This is a genomic window from Arcicella gelida (genome assembly GCF_034931025.1).
Classification (GTDB): domain Bacteria; phylum Bacteroidota; class Bacteroidia; order Cytophagales; family Spirosomataceae; genus Arcicella; species Arcicella gelida.
The window spans coordinates 92,979-114,309 of the sequence record NZ_JAYGIL010000022.1; the positions used below are offsets into that span (position 1 = coordinate 92,979).

The 21,331-nt window shown below is 33.1% G+C and carries 13 protein-coding genes; 9 read left to right on the plus strand and 4 right to left on the minus strand.

The features are described 5' to 3' along the window. Nucleotides 1–289: 289 nt before the first annotated feature. The 3 genes from VB776_RS16880 to VB776_RS16890 all read left to right on the plus strand — a co-directional run bounded on the left by VB776_RS16880 (nt 290) and on the right by VB776_RS16890 (nt 6,525). Nucleotides 290–1,942: a CTP synthase gene (locus tag VB776_RS16880; protein ID WP_323698043.1), complete on the plus strand. Its 1,653-nt coding sequence runs from the start codon at nt 290–292 to the stop codon at nt 1,940–1,942. A 218-nt stretch (nt 1,943–2,160) separates the two neighbouring features. Further along, nucleotides 2,161–4,014, plus strand: a complete 1,854-nt coding sequence (gene yidC / locus VB776_RS16885) for a membrane protein insertase YidC (protein WP_323698045.1) — start codon at nt 2,161–2,163, stop codon at nt 4,012–4,014. Nucleotides 4,015–4,539: 525 nt separating this feature from the next. Continuing rightward, nucleotides 4,540–6,525 carry a tetratricopeptide repeat-containing sensor histidine kinase gene (locus tag VB776_RS16890; protein ID WP_323698047.1) on the plus strand — a complete coding sequence of 662 codons (1,986 nt, stop codon included), beginning with the start codon at nt 4,540–4,542 and terminating at the stop codon, nt 6,523–6,525. Nucleotides 6,526–6,934: 409 nt separating this feature from the next. On the opposite strand, the gene VB776_RS16895 is transcribed toward VB776_RS16890, so the two are convergent. Further along, on the minus strand, nt 6,935–8,110 hold the full coding sequence (locus tag VB776_RS16895) for a class I SAM-dependent rRNA methyltransferase (RefSeq protein ID WP_323698049.1): 1,176 nt from the start codon (nt 8,108–8,110) through the stop codon (nt 6,935–6,937). A 60-nt stretch (nt 8,111–8,170) separates the two neighbouring features. Continuing rightward, nucleotides 8,171–9,196, minus strand: a complete 1,026-nt coding sequence (locus tag VB776_RS16900) for a zinc dependent phospholipase C family protein (RefSeq protein WP_323698050.1) — start codon at nt 9,194–9,196, stop codon at nt 8,171–8,173. Between the two features lie 143 nt (nt 9,197–9,339). Between VB776_RS16900 and rpsT the strand changes: the two genes are divergently transcribed. Both rpsT and radC read left to right on the plus strand, forming a co-directional pair. Next, nucleotides 9,340–9,594: a 30S ribosomal protein S20 gene (gene rpsT / locus VB776_RS16905; RefSeq protein ID WP_184131519.1), complete on the plus strand. Its 255-nt coding sequence runs from the start codon at nt 9,340–9,342 to the stop codon at nt 9,592–9,594. Between the two features lie 196 nt (nt 9,595–9,790). Continuing rightward, nucleotides 9,791–10,492 carry a RadC family protein gene (gene radC / locus VB776_RS16910; RefSeq protein ID WP_323698051.1) on the plus strand — a complete coding sequence of 234 codons (702 nt, stop codon included), beginning with the start codon at nt 9,791–9,793 and terminating at the stop codon, nt 10,490–10,492. Between the two features lie 61 nt (nt 10,493–10,553). Here radC and VB776_RS16915 read toward each other — a convergent pair whose 3' ends face one another. Beyond that, nucleotides 10,554–12,113, minus strand: coding sequence for a DUF5723 family protein (locus tag VB776_RS16915; protein ID WP_323698052.1), 1,560 nt, complete (start codon nt 12,111–12,113; stop codon nt 10,554–10,556). A 357-nt stretch (nt 12,114–12,470) separates the two neighbouring features. On the opposite strand from VB776_RS16915, the gene pfkA reads away from it, so the two are divergent. From pfkA to VB776_RS16935, 4 genes are all read left to right on the plus strand, one after another. After that, nucleotides 12,471–13,445: a 6-phosphofructokinase gene (pfkA, locus tag VB776_RS16920; RefSeq protein WP_323698053.1), complete on the plus strand. Its 975-nt coding sequence runs from the start codon at nt 12,471–12,473 to the stop codon at nt 13,443–13,445. A 507-nt stretch (nt 13,446–13,952) separates the two neighbouring features. After that, nucleotides 13,953–14,501: a hypothetical protein gene (locus VB776_RS16925; protein ID WP_323698054.1), complete on the plus strand. Its 549-nt coding sequence runs from the start codon at nt 13,953–13,955 to the stop codon at nt 14,499–14,501. Between the two features lie 26 nt (nt 14,502–14,527). Continuing rightward, nucleotides 14,528–15,589, plus strand: a complete 1,062-nt coding sequence (locus VB776_RS16930; protein ID WP_323698055.1) for a T9SS type A sorting domain-containing protein — start codon at nt 14,528–14,530, stop codon at nt 15,587–15,589. Between the two features lie 4 nt (nt 15,590–15,593). Then, nucleotides 15,594–16,001 carry a hypothetical protein gene (locus VB776_RS16935; protein WP_323698056.1) on the plus strand — a complete coding sequence of 136 codons (408 nt, stop codon included), beginning with the start codon at nt 15,594–15,596 and terminating at the stop codon, nt 15,999–16,001. Between the two features lie 289 nt (nt 16,002–16,290). Here the strand turns inward: VB776_RS16935 and VB776_RS16940 are convergent, their stop codons facing one another. Beyond that, nucleotides 16,291–21,147: a T9SS type A sorting domain-containing protein gene (locus tag VB776_RS16940; protein ID WP_323698057.1), complete on the minus strand. Its 4,857-nt coding sequence runs from the start codon at nt 21,145–21,147 to the stop codon at nt 16,291–16,293. Between the last annotated feature and the right edge of the window lie 184 nt (nt 21,148–21,331).

The window sequence follows — 21,331 nt, forward strand, 5'->3', positions numbered from 1 at the left end:
GCTTTCCTTCATCAATAAGGATGATTCACTAGATTTTATAATCTGCTTTTAGTTTTAATGAAACCAAAATTTTAATTGTTAAAAATTTACAATTGTAAAGCATTGTTATACAGTGATTTATTGGGTTGTTTAGCGAAAGTTTTCAGTGTTTATTCAAAAAAAGGCAAAATACTTCCATGAAAATACCCTAACTTTGTATCCCGTAACTAAGGGTTGCGGAACTCCATTCTTCCTCTGTACTTTTTTGTACACATCCTCTTAGAAAAATTCAAACTTCAATTTTATTACAATGTCAGGTAAAGGGCAACCTAAAACCGCAAAATATATTTTCGTTACGGGCGGTGTAACTTCATCTTTAGGAAAAGGAATTATTGCTTCATCATTAGCCAAATTATTGCAGGCTAGAGGGCTATCAGTAACTATCCAAAAACTGGATCCATATATCAATATTGACCCGGGAACGTTAAACCCTTACGAGCATGGTGAATGTTATGTAACCAACGATGGAGCGGAGACCGATTTAGATTTGGGTCATTATGAGCGTTTTTTGGGCGTACCAACTTCTCAAGCGAATAACATTACTACGGGTAGAGTTTACTTCAATGTTATTACAAAAGAGCGTCGTGGTGATTATTTAGGAAAAACTGTTCAAGTTGTTCCTCATATTACTGACGAAATCAAACAAAATATTCTTTTGTTGGGTGCTACAGGTCAGTACGATATTGTAATTACTGAATTAGGTGGTTGTGTAGGTGATATTGAATCACTTCCTTTTATTGAGGCTGCTCGTCAGTTGAAATGGGATTTAGGAGAGAAAAATACTCTTTTTATTCATCTGACATTAGTGCCTTATATCGCCGCTGCGGGTGAATTAAAAACTAAACCAACACAACACTCAGTACGTGCTTTGTCGGAATATGGAATTCAACCAGATATTATTGTTTGTCGTACAGAACATCCAATTCCGCAAGAAATGCGTCGTAAAATTGCACTTTTCTGTAACGTTTCACCAAACGATGTTATTGAAGCAATGGATGCTGAGACAATTTACGATGTGCCTTTGTTGATGCGTAAAGAGAAATTAGACCAACGTGCTTTGTATAAATTAGACATTTATAATGATAAAGATGCTGATTTAGAACAATGGAAAAGTTTCTTGGGCAAATTGAAAAACCCAACAGAGCAAATTACGATTGGTTTAGTAGGTAAATATGTTGAGTTGAAAGATTCATATAAATCTATTGCAGAAGGATTGATTCATGCTGGAGCAGTAAATGAAACCAAAGTAAATGTTGTTTGGATTTCATCTGAAAACTTAGTGGAAGGCGATTATCAAAAGAAATTAGAAAACCTTGATGGTATTTTGGTTGCTCCGGGTTTTGGAGAAAGAGGTATCGAAGGAAAAATCAATGCAGTGAAGTATGCTCGTGAAAACAAAGTTCCTTTCTTCGGAATTTGTTTGGGTATGCAATGTGCAGTGATTGAATATGCTAGAAATGTGGTTGGTTTTGAAAATGCTCATTCATCTGAAATGAATAAAGAAACGCCATATCCAGTAATTGATTTGATGGAAGAACAAAAATTGGTAACTAACAAAGGCGGAACAATGCGTTTAGGTGCTTATGCTTGTAAGTTAGAAAAAGGTTCTTTGGCACATCATGTATATGGAAAATTAAATATTCAGGAGCGTCACCGTCACCGTTATGAATTCAATAATGCTTATTTAGAGCAATTTAAAGCTGCTGGTATGATTCCAACAGGAATTAATACGGATTCAGGTTTGGTAGAAATCGTTGAAATTAAAGACCACCCTTTCTTTATTGGTGTTCAGTTTCACCCAGAGTACAAATCGAATGTTGCTAATCCAGCACCTTTGTTTGTTCACTTTGTTAAGGCAGCTTTAAGAAACGCTATTCCTTTAATGAAAGGAAGTACTAAGTAACCTTTTATCATTTAAAATGATTTAATTAAAGATAAGTCGTAATTTTGCACCGCTAAAGTCAAAAGCTTTGGCGGTTTTATTTGATAGAAAGTTTTTTATGTTTCGTTCTTATTTTTTAGAGATAGAAATTCTTTGAAAATAAAACAGATACTATTAACAGACAAACGAATTAATGTACGAAAGTACTTAAACTCGAAAAAAGACAAATTCAAAAGATAATGATGGACAAAAATCAAGTCACGGGGCTGTTGTTGATAATGGCGATGTTGCTGGGATACCAGTTTTTCCTAGCCCCTAAAGTTGAACCAGAAAAAGCACCTGAAAAAGCAAAAGTAACTCAAACTTCCACAGCAGCTAAAGTTACAACAGTTGATTCAGTCGCTTTGAAAGCCGCTGCTGGTGATTTTGCTTCAGCCGCTATTGGTACTGCACAAGAGCTTGTGTTAGAAAATAAAGACATCAAAGTGGTTTTCTCTACTTTGGGTGGTAAAGTAAAACAAGTATTATTAAAGAATTACGAAACCTACAATTCATTTGCGGCACAGAAAAAAGAACCTCTTTTGATTTTTGATGAAGCTTTTGATAAAATAACGTTTGAGTTACCAACTACAAAAGGAAACGTTGATTTAAACAAATTGTACTTCAATACTTCTTCAAAAGGTGGAGTAGTTGCTGAAGGACAAACACAAAAAGTTAGTTTTATCTTAAACTTAGCGAGCGGACAAAGCATTGAACAAACTTATACTTTGGCTGGCGAAGGTTTCTTATTAGACCAAGACGTTAAATTACAAGGTTTAGACGGTTTGTTGAAAAACGAATCTGTTAAATTGAATTGGTTAGAAAACGTTCGCCCAACTGAAAAAGATTTAACTGAAAACCGTAAGGCAACTGTTAATTACTTATTGAACGAAGATGAGGAGTTTGACCAATTGGCGGAAACACCAACAGGTTCAAAAGAAGAATCTTTAGAAAAGCCTGTAAAATGGGTTTCTTTCAAAAAGAAATACTTTCTTTCTGGTTTTATTACTAAAAATGCTCCAATTCAAAAAGCAAATATTGTTGCAACTGCTAACGAAACTGATTCTGTAAATATCAAGACTTTAAGAGCTAACATGGATTTAGATTTAGCTGACTTAAAATCTGGAAAAGGAAATTATCAGTGGTATTTTGGTCCAAATGATTATAATATCATCAAAAACGTAGCACCAGGTTTTGGCAAAAATGTAAAATTGAGTTATGATATTTTCTTGCCAATTACTCGTTATGTGTTTGTTCCATTGTTCAATGTTTTAGAAACAGTATTCAATAATTACGGTTTATTAATCATTGCTTTGGTATTAATTATCAAATTTGCTTTACTACCGCTTACTTATAAATCGTATGTAAGTATGGCAAAAATGAGAATTCTACAACCTGAATTGAATGCCATCAAAGAAAAAGTAGGTGATGATGCAGCAGCACAGCAACAAGCTCAAATGAAACTTTATGGTGAAGTTGGTGTAAGTCCACTGAGCGGTTGTATTCCAGTATTAGCAACGATGCCAGTATTGATGGCGGTGTTTATGTTGTTCCCGAACTTGATTAACTTGCGTCAGCAGTCTTTCTTGTGGGCAAATGACCTTTCTACTTTTGACTCTATCGCTAATTTACCTTTCAGTATTCCATTATACGGTAATCATATCAGTTTGTTTACTTTGTTAATGACGGTTTCAAGTATTGCTTACGGTTATTATAACAACCAAAATACGCCAGACCAAACAGGACAACCGATTGACATGAAGAAAATGGCATACATCACTCCAGTAATTTTTATGTTTGTGATGAACTCTTTGCCAGCAGGTATGAGTTTCTATTACTTCGTTTCAAACTTAGTAACTATTGGTCAACAAATTGGTATTCGTAAATTTGTAGATGAAGATAAAATCAAAGCAGTTTTAGAAGAAAATCGTAAAAAAATTGCAGCAGGTGGTGTGAAGAAATCTCGTTTCTCAGAATATATTTCGAAGCAAATGAAAGCTGTTGAGGAAACACAAAAAGCTCAACAAGCCGATCCTAAGAAAAAGAAAAAATAAGGATTGAATAAGTATTATCACAAAGGCTTAGAAAATTGTTTAACGGCAATTTCTAAGCCTTTTTTGATTGTAGTAGATCTTAAGATTAATTTACATCTTTAATAGTAGATGAAGTAAATAGTTTCGATTCGTGAAATTTATAAGAATATTAATTAAGATTTCTAACAAGCTAAAAAACAATATTTTAACGAAATAATTTCTTCCAAAAAAATAAAAAATGTCCTTTAACCTGACTTTTCGGGATTGAAGGGCATTTTTCTGTTTTTACCAAATTTGAATGATTTTGTTTTAATTACTTTTTTTATACGGGTATGATAATAGTATGATAAAACTCATAGAAAAAAATAGCGATTAGCCTTGTTGCTTTAAGTCATTCTGTATAAGTTTATTATTAAAACATTGTTAAAGTATTATTCAAGTTGCTAGTTAAAGGGTTAAAAACTTATATTCTTAATTCTTTTTTTGTTTAACAGTAATAGTCACGCCTTATGTTTTTCTTGAAATAACACACAAATTAAAGTTTATATGGGTAAACCTACCATTTTCAAATCTGGGTTTCATACAAGAAATATGGTTACAAAGGGCTTCTTTTTTATATTGGGCTTGGTATTGTGTTGTACCATAGTTAGTCATGCTCAGACAGGTCGTTTGAAAACCTTGCAAGAGCAACTTAGAACTGCTAAACATGATACCGACAGAGTAAATACATATTATTTCCTTTCAAGATATTACTGGAATAAAAATGCTGATACTGCCCTTTTTATGGCAGAGAAATCGCTTGCACTTGCACAAAAAAATCATTTTGATAAAGGAATTGCTTTGGCATATCTCACAAAGGGAGTGTCTTTAGTATCGAAAGGACGTTTGCCCGAAGCACTCGAATGCCTTTTTCAAAGTCTTCGTCTGAGTGAAAAATTAGGGTTGATTGGTCTTTCTCAGAATGTTTTTAATAACATTGGTATTGTTTACACCGATATGGAAGATTACAATAATGCCCTTTTCTATTATAAAAAGGCTTATAATATTGCACTTCAACATAACTATCCTTCTTTCAATGAATTAGTTAATATTGGCGAAGTATTTAAGTACAAAAACCACCCTGATTCTACGATTGCTTACAATCGAAAAGCCCTTAAAATTGCCCAAGCAGCAAAAGATACCTTTGGGATTATTGTTACATACTACAATATTGGTGAGAATTATATTACCCTAAAAAACTATCAACTCGCACAAGATTATCTCAATAAAGCATTGCCTTTAGCTGTGAAAATTAATGATAATGAAGGCATCACTTATTGTCATAGTGCTTTTGCTTTGGTTTATTATCATACTGGGAAATATAAAAAGAGCCTAGAATATGCCCAAATGGCATTGAAAGAAAATAAGAAAATAGGGTTTAATGAAATCTCAAAGCAAGTCTATAATGTATTGTATTTGACTCACCTAAAACTTGGGAATTATAAAGAAGCACTGCAAATCAGGAATTTGGAAGTTGCCTTGAAAGATAGCCTCAGTGGTGTCGAGAAAACAAGGGCTATCACTAAAATTCAATCTGGTTATGGTCTTGAAAAGCAGCAACAACAAATTAATTTACTGAAAAAAAGTGCTATCATTAAACAAGAGGAATTAAAGAATACAGAACTAAAACGTAATCTGATTACTGCGGTAGCTTTATTCTTGTTAGTGCTGGCTTTGCTTTTGGTGAAAAACTTTGTTGATAAAAAGAAGCTTATCAAACAATTAGAAGAACAAAATAGAGACATCAGTAATAAAAATCAGCATTTAGAAGAACTGATTCTAGTAAGAAATCGGATTTTTTCTATCATTGCACATGACCTTCGAGGACCAGTTCATTCTATTTCAGGAATGATGGATATGCTGAAAACAGAAAGTATGGATGAGGAAGATAAAGGATATTTTATCGAAAAAGCTTCTCAGAGTCTTCATGTTACCGGCAATTTACTTGATAATTTATTGTATTGGGCAAGAAGCCAAATGGACGGTATGCAAGTAAATACCATTGCTTTTGATATTCAGCAGGTAATTCAGCAAAATATTGCTTTGATTGAAGCAAGGGCTACTGAGAAAAGTATTAGGGTTTTCAAAGAAGAAGGAAAAGATTCACAAATGGTTTTGGCTGACCAAGCGATGATTGATATTGTAATAAGGAATTTGGTAGAAAATGCTGTGAAGTTTTTGAAAGCGGGGAATAGTGTAAGTATTGCAACGGAAGAAAATGAAGATAAGCTTATTGTATCAATTAAAGATGATGGACAGGGAATTGCACCAGAGGTTCAATCTAAAATCTTCAATAAATATACTTCTTATTCAAGTTTTGGTACTGCTCAAGAAAAGGGTAGTGGTCTGGGACTTTTGTTGTGTAAAGAGCTTGTAGAAAAAAATCATGGCAATATCTGGTTCGAAAGTAAACCAAATGAAGGTACTACTTTCTTTTTTACCATTCCTTTGAAGAAAACGAGTGATTTAGCAGTAATGACAACAAGTTACTAAAATACATTTTGAATTAGATTGACTACTACTTTTAAAGTTGTCAAATCTTAAAATTAATCTAATTCAGAATTTTATTTGGTTTGATATAGAAATTTGATGCACTAGCCAAACGAAACCTATCTCTGAGATAGAATTTTCCATCTTTTTGATAAGTTTTCCTATTTCAGAGATAGCTTGTTCCATCTTTTTGATAGGTCGTCCTATCCCTGAGATGGGTTTTCCTATCTTTTTGATAGCTTGTTCTGTCTTCGAGATGGGATTTTCCTTGTTTTTGATAGGTTGTCTTATTTCCGAGATAGTTTTTTACATCTTTTTGATAGGTTGTCCTATCTCTGAAATTGCAAAAAGAGTCGCAAACTTTACTTGATAGAAGTTTGCGACTCTTTTCATGTTCAGACTAAACTGTTACTTATTCTACATACAGCACTAAACCTTTTAAATAACTGCCTTCTGGATGGAAGAAATTAACAGGATGATCTGCGGGTTGTGTAAGATGGTGCAATACTTTTGCTTGTCGCCCAGCTTCTAAAGCCGCCGAAACAACAGTATTGTAGAATAACTCTCTATCCACCACTTGCGAGCAAGAGAAAGTAAACAAAATACCTCCTTTAGCTAATCTCTTGAAACCTTCTGTGTTCAATCTTTTATAACCTTGAATGGCATTGTGACGAGTCGCAACATTTTTGGCATAAGCTGGCGGGTCAAGTACGATAAGGTCGTAAAATTGGTCGTTAGCTTTCAAATACTTCATCACATCTTCAGAATATGCTTGATGATTTAAGTTTTGAAAGTTATTGGCTTCAATATTTTGAGTAACTAAATCAATTGCCTTTTGAGAAACATCCACCGAATGCACTAATTCAGCCTCAGCTCCCAAAGCATACATCGAAAAACCACCTGAATAACAGAATGAATTCAATACTTTTTTACCTTTAGAATACTTCGCTAACAAAGCTCTGTTATCTCTTTGGTCGAGGAAGAAACCCGTTTTCTGTCCAGTTTCCCAGTTAATCATAAACTTGAAACCATTCTCTAATACGGCATGAGGCACGGCACATTGTCCGTACAAATAACCATTTTGAACACTAGCGGCAAACTGATTCGGCAATGTTTCATGAGATTTATTGTAGATAGCTAACAATTTGTCGCCATATACTTTTTGAAGTGCTACCGCTATTTTCTCTTTTTCAAGATACATCCCAATGCTATGTGCTTGGAATACAGCCACACCATTATAAAAATCAATGATTAAGCCTGGACAACCATCGCCTTCACCATGGATTAAACGGTAACAATTAGTAGTTTCGAAATCAATTAATTGACGAACCTGATAGGCTTTTTGGATTTTATCAAACCAAAAATTTTCATCTGATTCAGTTTCTTGGAAAGAAAATATTTTTACAGCGATACTTCCTTCGTGATAATGACCTGTAGCCAAATAGTTTTTGTGTGAATCGAACACATCAACCGCTTCACCATCCGTAGGACTGCCGATTATTCTTGCAATAGCACCCGAAAAAATCCAAGGGTGAAAACGTTTTACAGGATTCTCTTTTCCTGCTTTTAAAATAATTTGTGATTTCATGCTGTAAAATTACAGATGAAAATCGTTTTAATGTTTATTCATCGTTCATTTTAACATCAATCAATGCTCATCTCGTACTTTAAAGAGTTTTTGTAGCCAAGTTTTTTGTTCTTTCGCATCTGCTTCTTTTTCTTCTTTAGTAGGTTGATGAAGTAAGTTTTTTAAATCAGGCTGACCAGCATCAATCCAAGCAGTGTACCAAAAATCCCCAATCATTTTAATAGAACGACGCATTTGTCTTTCTACTTGATGATTCAACATTTCATGATATTGTTGAGAATACTCTTTAGAATAGGTTTTAATCGTAATACCATTTCGTTCTTCAATGCTATATTTTTTACTTGGTTTAGTAGCAGCATTGAGCTTTTGTTCAAAGATAAAGACAGAATCTAAGCAGGCATTCGCATTGCGAACGGCTTCCCAAGCTCTTTTACTGATTGATTTTTCATAAGTAGCAGAACCTACAAAGAAATCATATTCATCCGAAAAGTTTTCAGGCAAACGTGATTCCCAAAAAGCATGAATCCCGATTTGATTTGTTTTTTGTCCATTATAATTTGAAGAAGTATGTAATGGAACATTGGCATCTGCAATATAATGACCAATTTCAGCAGAAAGCTTTAAAATTTTAGCCGAATTTTTTTCTTGAAAAGCCTTCGTCAACTGAAACTTCATGAATTGAATATGCCATGGTACGATACCATGTTTCATCAAACTATCTTCTGAAAATTTTTCCACAGCATCATTCCAGTAATGCGGTAGTTTATAAGTAGCACTATCGCCATAAGTATCTAAGTCGATGTAGTGTTTGGGTGCTTCATCTTTCACAGCATAGCGTCGGCGGTCGGGTGCAACAGAATTTTCTACGATATAATATAGGTTTGTTTTGTAGAAAGAAATCATTTCTGGAGGCAAAGTAAAAATAGCTAAACGATTGATTCGCTGATGAGCATAAAATCCCCATTTTGTGCTATTAGGAGTAGTGAGGCTATGTTTTGATGGTACTCGTAATGAATTGCTAAGGACAAATGGTGCTTGTATTGTTGAAAACAAGACGAAAATGAAGCTTGTAAACATTTTTTTCATGGAAATAAACTTTAGGTGAAAAAATCTAATTATATCAAATTTGAAAGTTTTTGTAAATATGCATTTGTATTATCTTAAAAAAGATGTACCTTTGCACCTCAATATTAGAAAATCAGAAAACCAATATTATTCGGGAAATAAACATGGCAAATCACAAATCATCATTAAAGAGAATCAGAGCCAACGAAGCAAAAAGACTACGTAATCGTTATCAGCACAAAACTACCCGTACAATGGTAAAGAAATTGCGCTTGACACACGATAAGGTAGTTGCTACTGATCTCTATAAAAAAGTTTCTTCTGCTCTTGATAAATTAGCTAAGAAGAACATTATTCACAAGAACAAGGCTTCTAACTTGAAATCTAAGTTAGCAAAGTTAGTGAATAAAATAGCTTAATATAGCTTTGAAATATTCATAAAAGAAGACCTTTCTGAAAAGTTAGGTCTTTTTTTATGCCCAAAATTTTGAAGAAAATGTTTTTAGTTTTAATTTAGGATTAGTTAAGAAAAGATTTTATTCTTTTAAATTCAGGCACTTAAAATACTTCTATTGATTTACTTAAAACAAATACTACAAAAAAACGAAGACACCTATGAAATCCTACGACAATCCCCATCTTAATATAAAATCTTGGGCAGAAGAAGATAGACCTCGTGAGAAATTACTCCTGAAAGGTAAAGCCGCTTTATCTGACGCTGAATTATTGGGTATTTTAATTGCCACTGGTATTCAAAAAATGACAGCCGTGGATATTGCCAAAGTAATTCTGCAAAGTGTTCAGAATGATTTGAATCAACTTGCTAGACTTTCTGTAAAAGATTTAGCTAAATTCAAAGGCATTGGCGAAGCCAAAGCAATTACTATTGTCAGTGCTTTAGAATTAGGAAGAAGAAAGAAAGAGACAGAAACAAGTAATCGTCCAAGAATTAGATGTTCAGAAGATGCTTATGAAGTATTGAAACCTCATTTGTCAGATTTATCTCATGAAGAATTCTGGATTATTCTTTTGAATAGAGCTAACGACGTGATTAAATGTGAAAAAGTAAGTAGCGGAGGTGTGTCAGGAACGATTGCCGACCCGAAAATGATATTTAAAATAGCTTTGGAACATTTAGCCAGTGGAATAATTTTGGCACATAATCATCCTTCTGGTAATCTAAATCCAAGTCAAGCAGATAAGGATCTTACTCAAAAATTAAAATCAGCGGGTAATAGTTTAGATATTTCTGTGTTAGATCATCTGATTTTTACTGATAAAAAATATTATAGTTTTGCAGACCAAGGAGTTATGTAATTAAGAGTTTTGAATTGTGAGTGGTGAATGATGATTTTAACGTGTTGATATTTAAGGGGGATTATTTTTTCCAAAACATGAGTATTTCTTTAAAGCTTTTTCGAGAAGAATTTTCATAAAAACAAGCATTAGGTACAGTAGGAGGGCGACGGAAAATCGGAATACTTGCTCCAAAGTAGAGGTCGAGTCCACGAGGTTTGCCAATATTTAAGATACTTCCAAGATTATCTGTTCCCAGAAAAACAGGTCCAAGGCGAGCCGCTAAACCAAATGAAAAAGTACTGTAGTTATCTAGCAGTGCGAAAGGCATAGCTACTTCAACCCATTTTGTTTCCCATCTTGGTGTTACTGCTAACAATGAAGGAGATTTTATCCCAACAGAATAATCGCTTCTTAAAGCTTGTGTCCAAACACTGTTGATATAAATATTATTTTTATAATGATAATCAAAGTTGACACTCAACGCTGTAGGCAAACTACTGTTGAATAAGGTTTTTGCTTGGGCATCATTCAGATTGAGAGAATTATTTAAACGGTCAAAAGCATCATCAAGGTCAGTTATTTTTTGTTTGTAATCAGCAGAATTAAAAACTTGATTTGTAGTATTGATTTGCCAATTTTTTACATAATTTGGATTGGCATATTTTAGTCCACCAATATCCACTAATGAAACCCCTAAGCGGTATTTGTATTTGTTTTTACTTGGGTCTAGTTTCAATACTCCTTTTTCTCGATAAGTAAATTTTTTGAGATTAGGACGATACTCATAAACGAAACCAATATCAAGTCCCCAGCCATTTCCAGCTGAATTATTTCCAAAAAGCCAACTTGGCGAAAATCTTGCATTTTCATAAGCACTGTTGAGGGTATAACCGTATTTAGCAACAATATTATTGAGTTGGAGTAATCGTTCGTCTGGGTTTGTTGGGTCTTCTATGATGTCATAATTGGCATTATCGACCATTAAATGAGCAGAGTATAAGCCCACCAATCGTTTTATTGTTCCTCCAATTTTTACAAAATCTTCTTCTTCATCAAACAATACTTGTCCAAATGTTAAACCTATTTCTACAAAGCTATTAGTATTGAATGCTGAACCATTGAGACTGACTAGTTTATTTTGAAGGTCTTCATTTTTAATCCCTGTGCGAATAAATTCGGTAAACTGACTTTCCAGTCCCGTGAAATTAATTCCCGTTCTAATTCTTGTAGATAGTGCTAAAGCTTGCTGGTCGTTGAGGTTAATCATTACTGATGGTCCACGGAGGTCATCAATACTGTGCATGTGTTTTTTACCATCACTTTGGTTAGCGGCTAAATACTCATCTTTGTAAATGATATTTTGATTACTTGGATTTCTATATTTGCTAGGGACAGTATTTGAAAATAATTGAAGTACAGAGTAAGGAGCATCCCAATTGGTGAAGTTATTAGTAAGAAACAAATCGTTTCCGATTAAATTAACATAGACTTTATACCTAGAATCTGCCACATTCGCAGGATTTGAATAAAGTGTGTTTGTACCTGTATAATTACTACCAGAAATACCTAACCATTGTTGTGCTACTCCTTGAAAAGGAAATGATAAATAAATAATAAAAAGAAGTACTAATCTAAACATGGAATGGTAGTTGAAAAGCTAAGAAATTACCTCGAAAGAAATCGAAGAGATAAATTAATGGTTAAATAATTTTGCAAATATACCGCTAATACAAATTACTTCTTGACGATATAGATTTTAGCTTCAAAATATTTTGTTTCTTTGTGAAAAAGCAAGGAGTTCAATTTAATGTTGGAATATTGACATAAATTACTATTTATGTTTTATTTAACTGTAATTTTTTGAAAAAATCTTAGAAACATCACTTATAAACGATAAATTTGTAAGGTTTTGCGTAAATGAATGATGATTTATGTCATTCATGTTAACCTAATCGCTACTATTAACCAAGTTTACTAAAATACAATCTTTACCAACATGAAAAGAATTGCGGTATTTACTTCAGGAGGTGATGCACCAGGTATGAACGCTTCAATTAGAGCGGTCGTTAGGGGAGGACTACATCATGGAGTCGAAATTTTTGGAATAATTCGTGGATACAATGGAATGATTAAAGGTGATATTATTCCGCTCAATTCACAGTCAGTAAGTAATATTATTCAACGTGGTGGTACTATTTTGAAATCTGCTAGGAGTAAAGAATTTATGACTCCAGAAGGAAGAAAAAAAGGTTACGAACAGTTGAAGTCACATGGCATTGAAGGCTTAGTTGCTATCGGAGGAAACGGTACTTTTACTGGAGCTGAAATTTTCTTTAATGAATTTCAAATTCCAACAGTAGGTGTTCCTGGAACAATTGATAACGACCTTTATGGCACTGATTTTACAGTTGGATACGATACTGCTGTAAATACAGCTTTGGATGCTATTGATAAAATTAGAGATACAGCCGATTCACACGATAGAATTTTCTTTATTGAAGTAATGGGTCGTGATTCAGGTTATATTGCCATTCAATCAGGTATTTCGGGTGGAGCAGAATCAATCTTGATTCCAGAAGAAAGACAAACTGTAGAAGATGTAGTGGAAACCCTGAAAGCAGGCTTCAATAAAAAGAAAACTTCTTCAATTGTTATTGTTGCAGAAGGAGATGAAGAAGGAAATGCTGCTGTAATTGCTGACAGAATCAAGCAAACGATTGATGTACCTGTTGATATTCGTGTAACTAACTTAGGGCATATCCAAAGAGGAGGTAGCCCAAGTGCTGCGGATAGAATACTAGCAAGCCGTTTAGGTTTAGGAGCTTTGGAAGGTCTTTTAGCGGGTCATAAAAATGAAATGGCTGGAATTGTAAACGACGAATTGATTTACACTCCTTTCCACGATACAATTACTAAAAAGAAGATTATCAATACTGATTTGCTAAGATTAGCAGGTATTTTGAGTAAATAATTAAAATAAATCAGTCTTTAAAAAACTCTTGTACACAAAAAAAGCTGGAAGAAATTCCAGCTTTTTTTGTGCTTTTACTTTTTTCTCAACTTCAATGTTTTCTTGAAATCTCATATAGTTCAAGACTGTGTCTTGGACGTTTTTTAATTCAGTTTCAAACTGAATTAAAGTTTAGCACAGAACACTACGCCAAGTTAGAGTTACACAATTTCAGAAATACAATTTTAAAATTGTATTTATTTAATATTAATTATGCTTAAAATGTCTTTTAAATATTGAAAGTTCTTTATAGATTTATAATGATAATCATTGTTCACAAAATTTAAACCTCAATATATTATGAAAACAAATCTAAAATTATTTATTATCTTATTTGCATCTTGGAACTTTACCCAAGCTCAAAATTCGGAGAAGTATGTTTATCCAAATTCTGGTGAGTGGAAACAAATGAAAACCCATTAGGAAAAGATAAATCTATTTCTGATTCCAAAGGATAAGTTAACATCCATGACATCACCAGAGTTATTACAAGCGTACATTGACTATCCGTTATTATTTGATTTCTATGCTTATAATGACATGGAAGAGGGATGGAGAAATATGTCAAAGCAATGTAATAGTTTAGCCGAACTTTTATTGAGAAAAGATTGTGCCAAAACACTTCTTGATTATTACTCTAAGAATGGAATACCTGATGTAGAAAGTTCAAGCAATTCAGCTAAATCATATTTTAAGATAAGAGCAATTGAAATAGCGATAGGTTCAAAAGAATTAATGCAGTATATGAGTATGGAAGATGGTAAAAAGGCTATCAAAGTAATGTTAAATGTTCTGAAATATAAACAGAAAGATACTAATTCATATAGTGTGTTAGACACGTCCGTTTTGACTACAACAGGCGGAAGAATTATACAAAATTTCTCTAAAGAAAAAATAGCCAAATTAAGTTCTAAAAATAAAGATAAAATCATAATTGGAATTGAGAAGGGTTTAGCTCTGGATAATGATTCATTTGATGAACTTTTGGTAACTCTGAACGATTTTGCCTCAAATTGATATTTAAAAACTAAACTCAACAGAATATGAAAAAAATACTATCATTATTTGTAATTACTGTTTTTTCTCAATGGTCATTCTCACAGACAAATGCAACTATTTTAACTCCCAAAGGTAGTTTTGTTTCTGACGCTGTTCATCCACAGGAAATTTCTCAAAATGATATCAATACCATAAATTCGTACTATGATAATTATGTTGTTGGTCCTTCGGCACAAAGAATAGGCAGTGCCACAAAGTCTTATAACTGTCATGGCTATGCATGGTTTAATGCAGACGGTGGAAGTAGAGTTTGGATTGGATATTATGGTGATACAGCTGAAGACATTTTCTGGAATGATGGAAGTTATGTATCAAGTGGTATTACTTCTGGTGCAAAAGTTTCTTTTTCGGGCAATCACTCCGCTATTGTTACAAGTGACTCTCAATGGTTTATTTCTAAATGGGGGCTAGAACCCCTTATGAGGCATAGAGATAATTATTATCCCAATGGATATGGTAGTATTGTAGGTTATTATGTTAAAAGTTGCAATAGTAGCCCATATTTTACGCCAGAAATTATGGTAAATAATCAGCCCGCTTCGTCCAACACAAATGTTTGCAATTATGCTACTTTAAGTTGGAGCAATAATCAAAGTGCTTCATACACTTGGCAATTTGATCCGATTTCTTTATCATCAAATGGGTCTTTGAGTCCTTCAGGAGGTTGGTGTAATGTTAATATCTGGGGGAGTTTCGTAAGGATTAGATCAACAATTAGTAACAGTTGCGGGTCTGGTTCATTTTTCTTTTATCTTTATAATTGTGGAAACGGATATTCATCTTATGTGGTCTATCCTAATCCTGCGGTAGAAGAAATTACGGTTGAATTTAAAGATAGTGACAGTAATTTAGTAGAAAATGAAGTCAAAAATTTTAAAATTTTTGACGAAAAAGGAAATCTTGTGAAAGAAATTACTGGGAATGATAGTTTGATGGAAGAGAATAAGGTAAAAATAAATACTTCTGATTTGAAAAAAGGTACTTATTATTTACATTTCAACGCAAAAAATCAAGACATAAAAAGACATAAAATCATAATTGACTAAATCAATGAAAACTACAAAATATTTACTCATCTTACTCATCTTTTCATTGTTTTCTTGTGAAAAGGAACTTATTGAAGATGTTACCCGAGTGGAGGTAAAAGAAGCTCCTTGTGGCTTTAAATATCCATTAGAAGAAATAAAATGGTTGTCTGAATTACATAAAAGATATGTTGAGGGTGATGTAATGGATAAAAATTTAGGGAAGATTTCTAATATGGCAACCATAAATTTATATTCTTACAATGATGTTTTTTATTTCCAAGTAGAGAGTGGTCTGTTTTCATGTGTTGCTTGTAATATTTACAGATGCGATGGAAGTCTAATACAAGATGTTGATACCATAAGTAAACAAGGTTACATGAGAGATAGAGAATTAATTCAAACGCTATGGAAAAGTAAATATGCTAGGTAACGAAAAGCAAAATCCTCTCAAAGTCTAATTTTGAGAGGATTTTTTATTGACCGTTACTTATGAATTACTCCACAGTTCCCAACTGAACTGTATTGGTCTTCAAATTCCCAACTCGTTCAAGACTGTGTCTTGGACGTTTTTTAATTCAGTTTCAAACTGAATTAAAGTTTAGCACAAGTGATGCTTTGCTTAACACTTGCGCTAGTTGGGAATTCAAGTTGAAGATTAATCTTTAGAATCCTTACAAAACAAAAAAAGCTGGAAGAAATTCCAGCTTTTTTTGTGTCTTTTACTTTTTCCTTAATTTCAAAGTTTTCTTAAAATCATCTTTTTGTAACATCAAGAAGTACTCTCCACTCGGATACGTTGAAATATCAATTACTTCCGAATATTTTCCTTTTGTTTTAATTACTTTCTGAATCATCGTTTTTCCTAATATATCATATAGATATAATGAAATAGGCTGATTATCATTATTGGTAAATTCCAGTGTGAAATGTCCTTCATTTGGATTAGGGAAAGCATTCAAATATACATTGTTCCAATAAGTATTAGGTTCATTAGCTGTAACTAAATTTACTGTAACAGGTTCAGTAGTTGACGAGCAGCCATTAGCAGTAATGGTTACATTGTAAATTCCTGCCTCTTTGGCTGTGAAAGTATTAGTAGTTGCACCAGTAATTATAGCATTATCTTTATTCCATTGATAAGTATAACTAGCATCTTGAATGACTGATAATGTTACATCTGTATTTTGTAAAATATCCGTTGTTCCACTTTTGGTGATGGTTGCTTTTACGAGTTTGATTTCAGTAATAGCATGAATATCTGTTGTATCAGCACATCCATTTGCATCAGTTATTATTGCAGTATAAGTACCTTCTTTTGAAACTGTAATAGCATTAGTTTTATCATTTAAAACAGTTGTGCCTAGTTCCCAAGTATAATTGAAAGGAGCGATACCAGTACTTACAGAAGTTGTCAATATTTTAGTGCTTCCTTCACAAAAGCTTTTATCGCCTGTTATTGTAGCAATTGGTAAAATGTTTTGTACTACTATTACAGTGTCTGCGGTGCTAACACATCCACTATCACTTTTTAAAACAATAGCATATTGCCCTGGCTTTGTTACCGTAATACTATTGTTAGTGCCAACAATATTTTTTCCTTCTAACCATTGATAATTTTTTGCGTTGTTACTGTTTATAGAAAGTACAGTACTGCTCCCTTCACAAAAATTAGTTGTGCCTGTAATTTTTCCAGTTGGTAAAGGATTTTTGTAAATATAAAGGTGTGTCAGTTGCATCGTACATCCTTTATCACTTTCAAGAAATAGCGAATACTCTCCCTCTTTGGTGATAGTTATGCTTTTATCTGTACTAATAGTACCGTTCCAATCTAACCATTCGTAGTATTTAGTGTTATTACTTTTAGCAGTTAATGTAGTGCTTTGCCCTTCACAAAATTGTTTTTCTCCTATTATTTCGGCACTTGGGCTTGGGTGTATAACAACAGTTGTAGAGGCTAAGGTGCTACGACATCCAAGTTCGCTGGTTAATTCTACCTGATATTTACCTTCTTGGCTTACAAATAGATTGCTTGCATTAGCGCCAATCGCTTCATTATTTCTTTTCCATTGGTAGCTCACCTTATCTTTAGTTATGGCAAGAAGGGTTGTATTTCCTCCATTGCACAGATTAGTGTTTCCGATAATTTCACCAGTTGGCAATGGATTTTCTGTAACTGTAATGACATTTGAAAAACTAGTACATCCTATTTCGTTTTTCATAGCAATCGTGTATTGGTATCCTCCTTTGTTAACAGTAATAGCTTTGTTATTTGTGCCTATCATGCTTTTACCTTCAAACCATTGATAACTTACAGTATTGTTTGTATTAGCAGTAAGTGAAGTACTACCTCCAGCACAGAAATTTTCTACTCCAGAAATACTTCCTGTTGGTAAAGCCGCAATTGTTATTTCAACAGAGTCTTTTGACGAAATTTTCGGAGAACTTGCATTGATTTTCAACCAATACTTTCCACTTGGAATACTTGAATTTGGAAGAAAAGATGAAAAAGTTGTCTGATTGACTAACGGGAAACTATATTTTGTTTTTGTACTAGAAGTTAATGTAGCAGACAATACATTGCTTTCATCAAAAGAGCCTTCTATGGTTGAAAGTACTTTAATGCTATCTCCTGAACAGACTTCATTTTTAGCTACTTTATTGGTTAAAAGGTTTGGACGAACTGCTAAACTAAAAACAGTTTCATCACTCATACAGCCATTATCATAACAACGAGCTGAATATGCTGTAGTTGCTTTTGGGTTAACTGCTAAGATGTTAGTGCCTGAAATTAATTTATTATTTACTTGTTCAACAGCACTACTCCAATTCCACATTACATTGCTGCAACCTTTGGCTTCCAAATTGATTGACTGCCCAACATCAATTGTTTTTATAGCATTATTGCTAAATTTTGGTTTTGTAATTGAACCACATGGATTCACTCGTAAATTACCAGTATAATTGTTAAACCAAAATCTTCCCTGTTTATCTATTTCCATATTTGAAGATGAAATGGTTGGGAATGTAACTATTTTTTGCCAGTTATTATTTTTTAGGGTATATATATCACTCTCATAATAGTTTGTGCATACATATAGGTTGTTAGCATCATCAAAACAAATATTATCAATAGTACCTTGCGTAAAAGTATTTGAAGGATAACTTATCCAAGTTTGTCCATCGTATTTCACAATTTCTCCATTTGCTATTAGCCAAAGGGTTCCATTTTTATCGACTTTTATATCTTTAATTGTTGCGGGAATAATACTATTATTTTGATTATTATAATGAGTAACTTTTTTAGTGGCAAGATTATAACTACTTACAGTACATTTCAAAGTAGATAGATCTGTAGTGTAATAAATGGAAAGAAACCAAATGTCTGTTTCATTTGCTTTCATTTTTGAAAAATAGGAATCTCCATTATTATCATACTGATAGAAAGTTTTTACAAGATTTTTGTCGTCTATTTTGGCTACTTTTCCTCTACCACTTACCAGTCCATGATTAATATCTAAATGTCTTATGTCAAAAACTGGTCCTTCAAAATCTAGTTCTTTTGAAGATAACAATTGCATTGTTTTTGCATCAAATTGTTTCAAAGCATATGCAGATACTGCAAATAATCCTGAATATACTTTCCTTTTACTGGTTTCCATAAGAACCCAAAGATTTCCTAAAGAGTCAACATCTATGGCATTGATAACATTTCCTATTTCTTTGTTGGTACTTTCAAGTCCGTATAATACAGTTTTAATACTATCAGAATTAATTTTCACGATTCCCTTTTCAGTATATTTGAAGATACTATTGCCTATTGGGATGATATTAGAGGGCAATGTACCAATATTAGGAGTATTGTCATCGATAAGATATTTCCATGTATTTGATGGCAGATAGTTGCCTGTTTTAAAAGGCAACTTAAATGTTCTTAATACGCCTTCAGGAAAACCATAAGCTAAATCTTTTTTAGGATTAATGGTTTCGAACTTTAAGTAATATTGTGTATTGGCATCCAGGTTTTCCACCGAAAATGAATTTGTTATGAAATTATAATTACTAGGCACTATTTTTCTTTCAACGATTGGATTACTGAAATCATCGTTTTTAGAAACTGTAAGTTTAGCTTCATATTTTTTATCATAAATTCTATAAGAAAAAGGGGCAGTTAATTGTAAATTATTAGCTTGCCCGAAGATTGTAGAGACATCTTCATTAGGAGCACTTAGTATTACTCTTCTCGTTTCTGACCAACTACCTTTCCTATTTCCATCGATTGCTCTTACTTTCCAATAAAAACAATCAGTATATAGATCTAAATTTTGAGGAATAATGGTAAAGGAATTGTTTGTAGTGGTAGGAATATTTTTTTTCGCAGAAAAGTCTTGATAATTATCAAGACTATTGTTTGCTATATCAAGCTCATAAGCGGTTGCACCTTCTACTGGTTCAAAAGTAATAAGCATTTTATTATTTATTTTCACCTCTTTGATGTTATCAAGGGGCGTTAGTAATTGGGGTGCAGCAAGGATAGTATTGGGTATTTCTATGGAAACCGTATTCGACCACTCAGAACTTCCTAATCTGTTTTTTGCTTTAAGTCTTAGGTAATAAGTTTTGTTTCTAAATACTTTACCATAATTAATGATATTGACATCACTCGAATCCGAAGTAATAATTTTGGAGAAATCTTCCGTTTCCGAAACTTGATAATAATACTTTTCAGCCGAAGGAATTGGATTGAAAATATAGTAACTACCATCAATATTTTTACTACCAGTAAGTGTAATGGCAGACAAAGCACTTATTTTATTCAAATTTTTTTCAGCATAGTTTTGCATCAAAGCTCTACAAAGAGGATGAAAAGTAAGTTCTGCCTCACAATAACTCATAATAGTTCCCCTTTTTTCCTCTAAAGGACCAGTATAACAATCTCCTTCTGCTGGATAACAATAATCTATTACTCCACCGGGCCAATAACAGCTTTGTGTATGCGGTGAACCAAAGTTATGTCCTAATTCATGAGCTAATGTGCTAATATTACCCCATGGTGAAATATTGAATTGTTCAGAAGCCATACCACCAGCACCATAAAAAGATTTTGTGGGTAGATACACAGCGTGGTCAAACGCAACATTTTTTAATACTCCATTATTTTGTTCTTCTATTAAAGTAAACAACAAAGCAAATATACTATCTACACCACGATAAGGGTCAGTAAGGGTGTCTTTTCTGATATTAATAAAGCTTACAACCAATTGTGTATTAATCTCTGCTTCATAAATTTTAGAAACCCTTTCAATTGCTTTGATGACTTCGATTTTAATTAAAGTAGTATCTTTTTCGTATAATTCATAGGTGTCCGAATCTATATCTACGGCAATTCTGGAAACATAAAATTCATTAGCAGATTTACGAGCTTGTTGTTGTTTTAGCCAAGTGGGTGCCATTTGCATGGCTTTGATGGTGCTTTCGGGTAAAATGCTTTCGTTTACACCGCAGGGTATTTGTTTTTGTTGTGCTAATAGGTTTTGACTTAGAAAAAACAACAGAAACAAGAATGTAGAGATTCTCATAGGGGAATAGATTAAGAGTTTAATTGTATGAAATGATTGACTGTTAGTGTAATAATGGATGTTTGGACACTATCCCTAATTTTGTGTAAGTTGTTTTTTGTATTGATTATTTGTTTTTGATTCTTTGGTCAAAAATAAGGTAAAATTGGTTGATAATAATTCCCCAGTTTTGAATGGGTTTTGT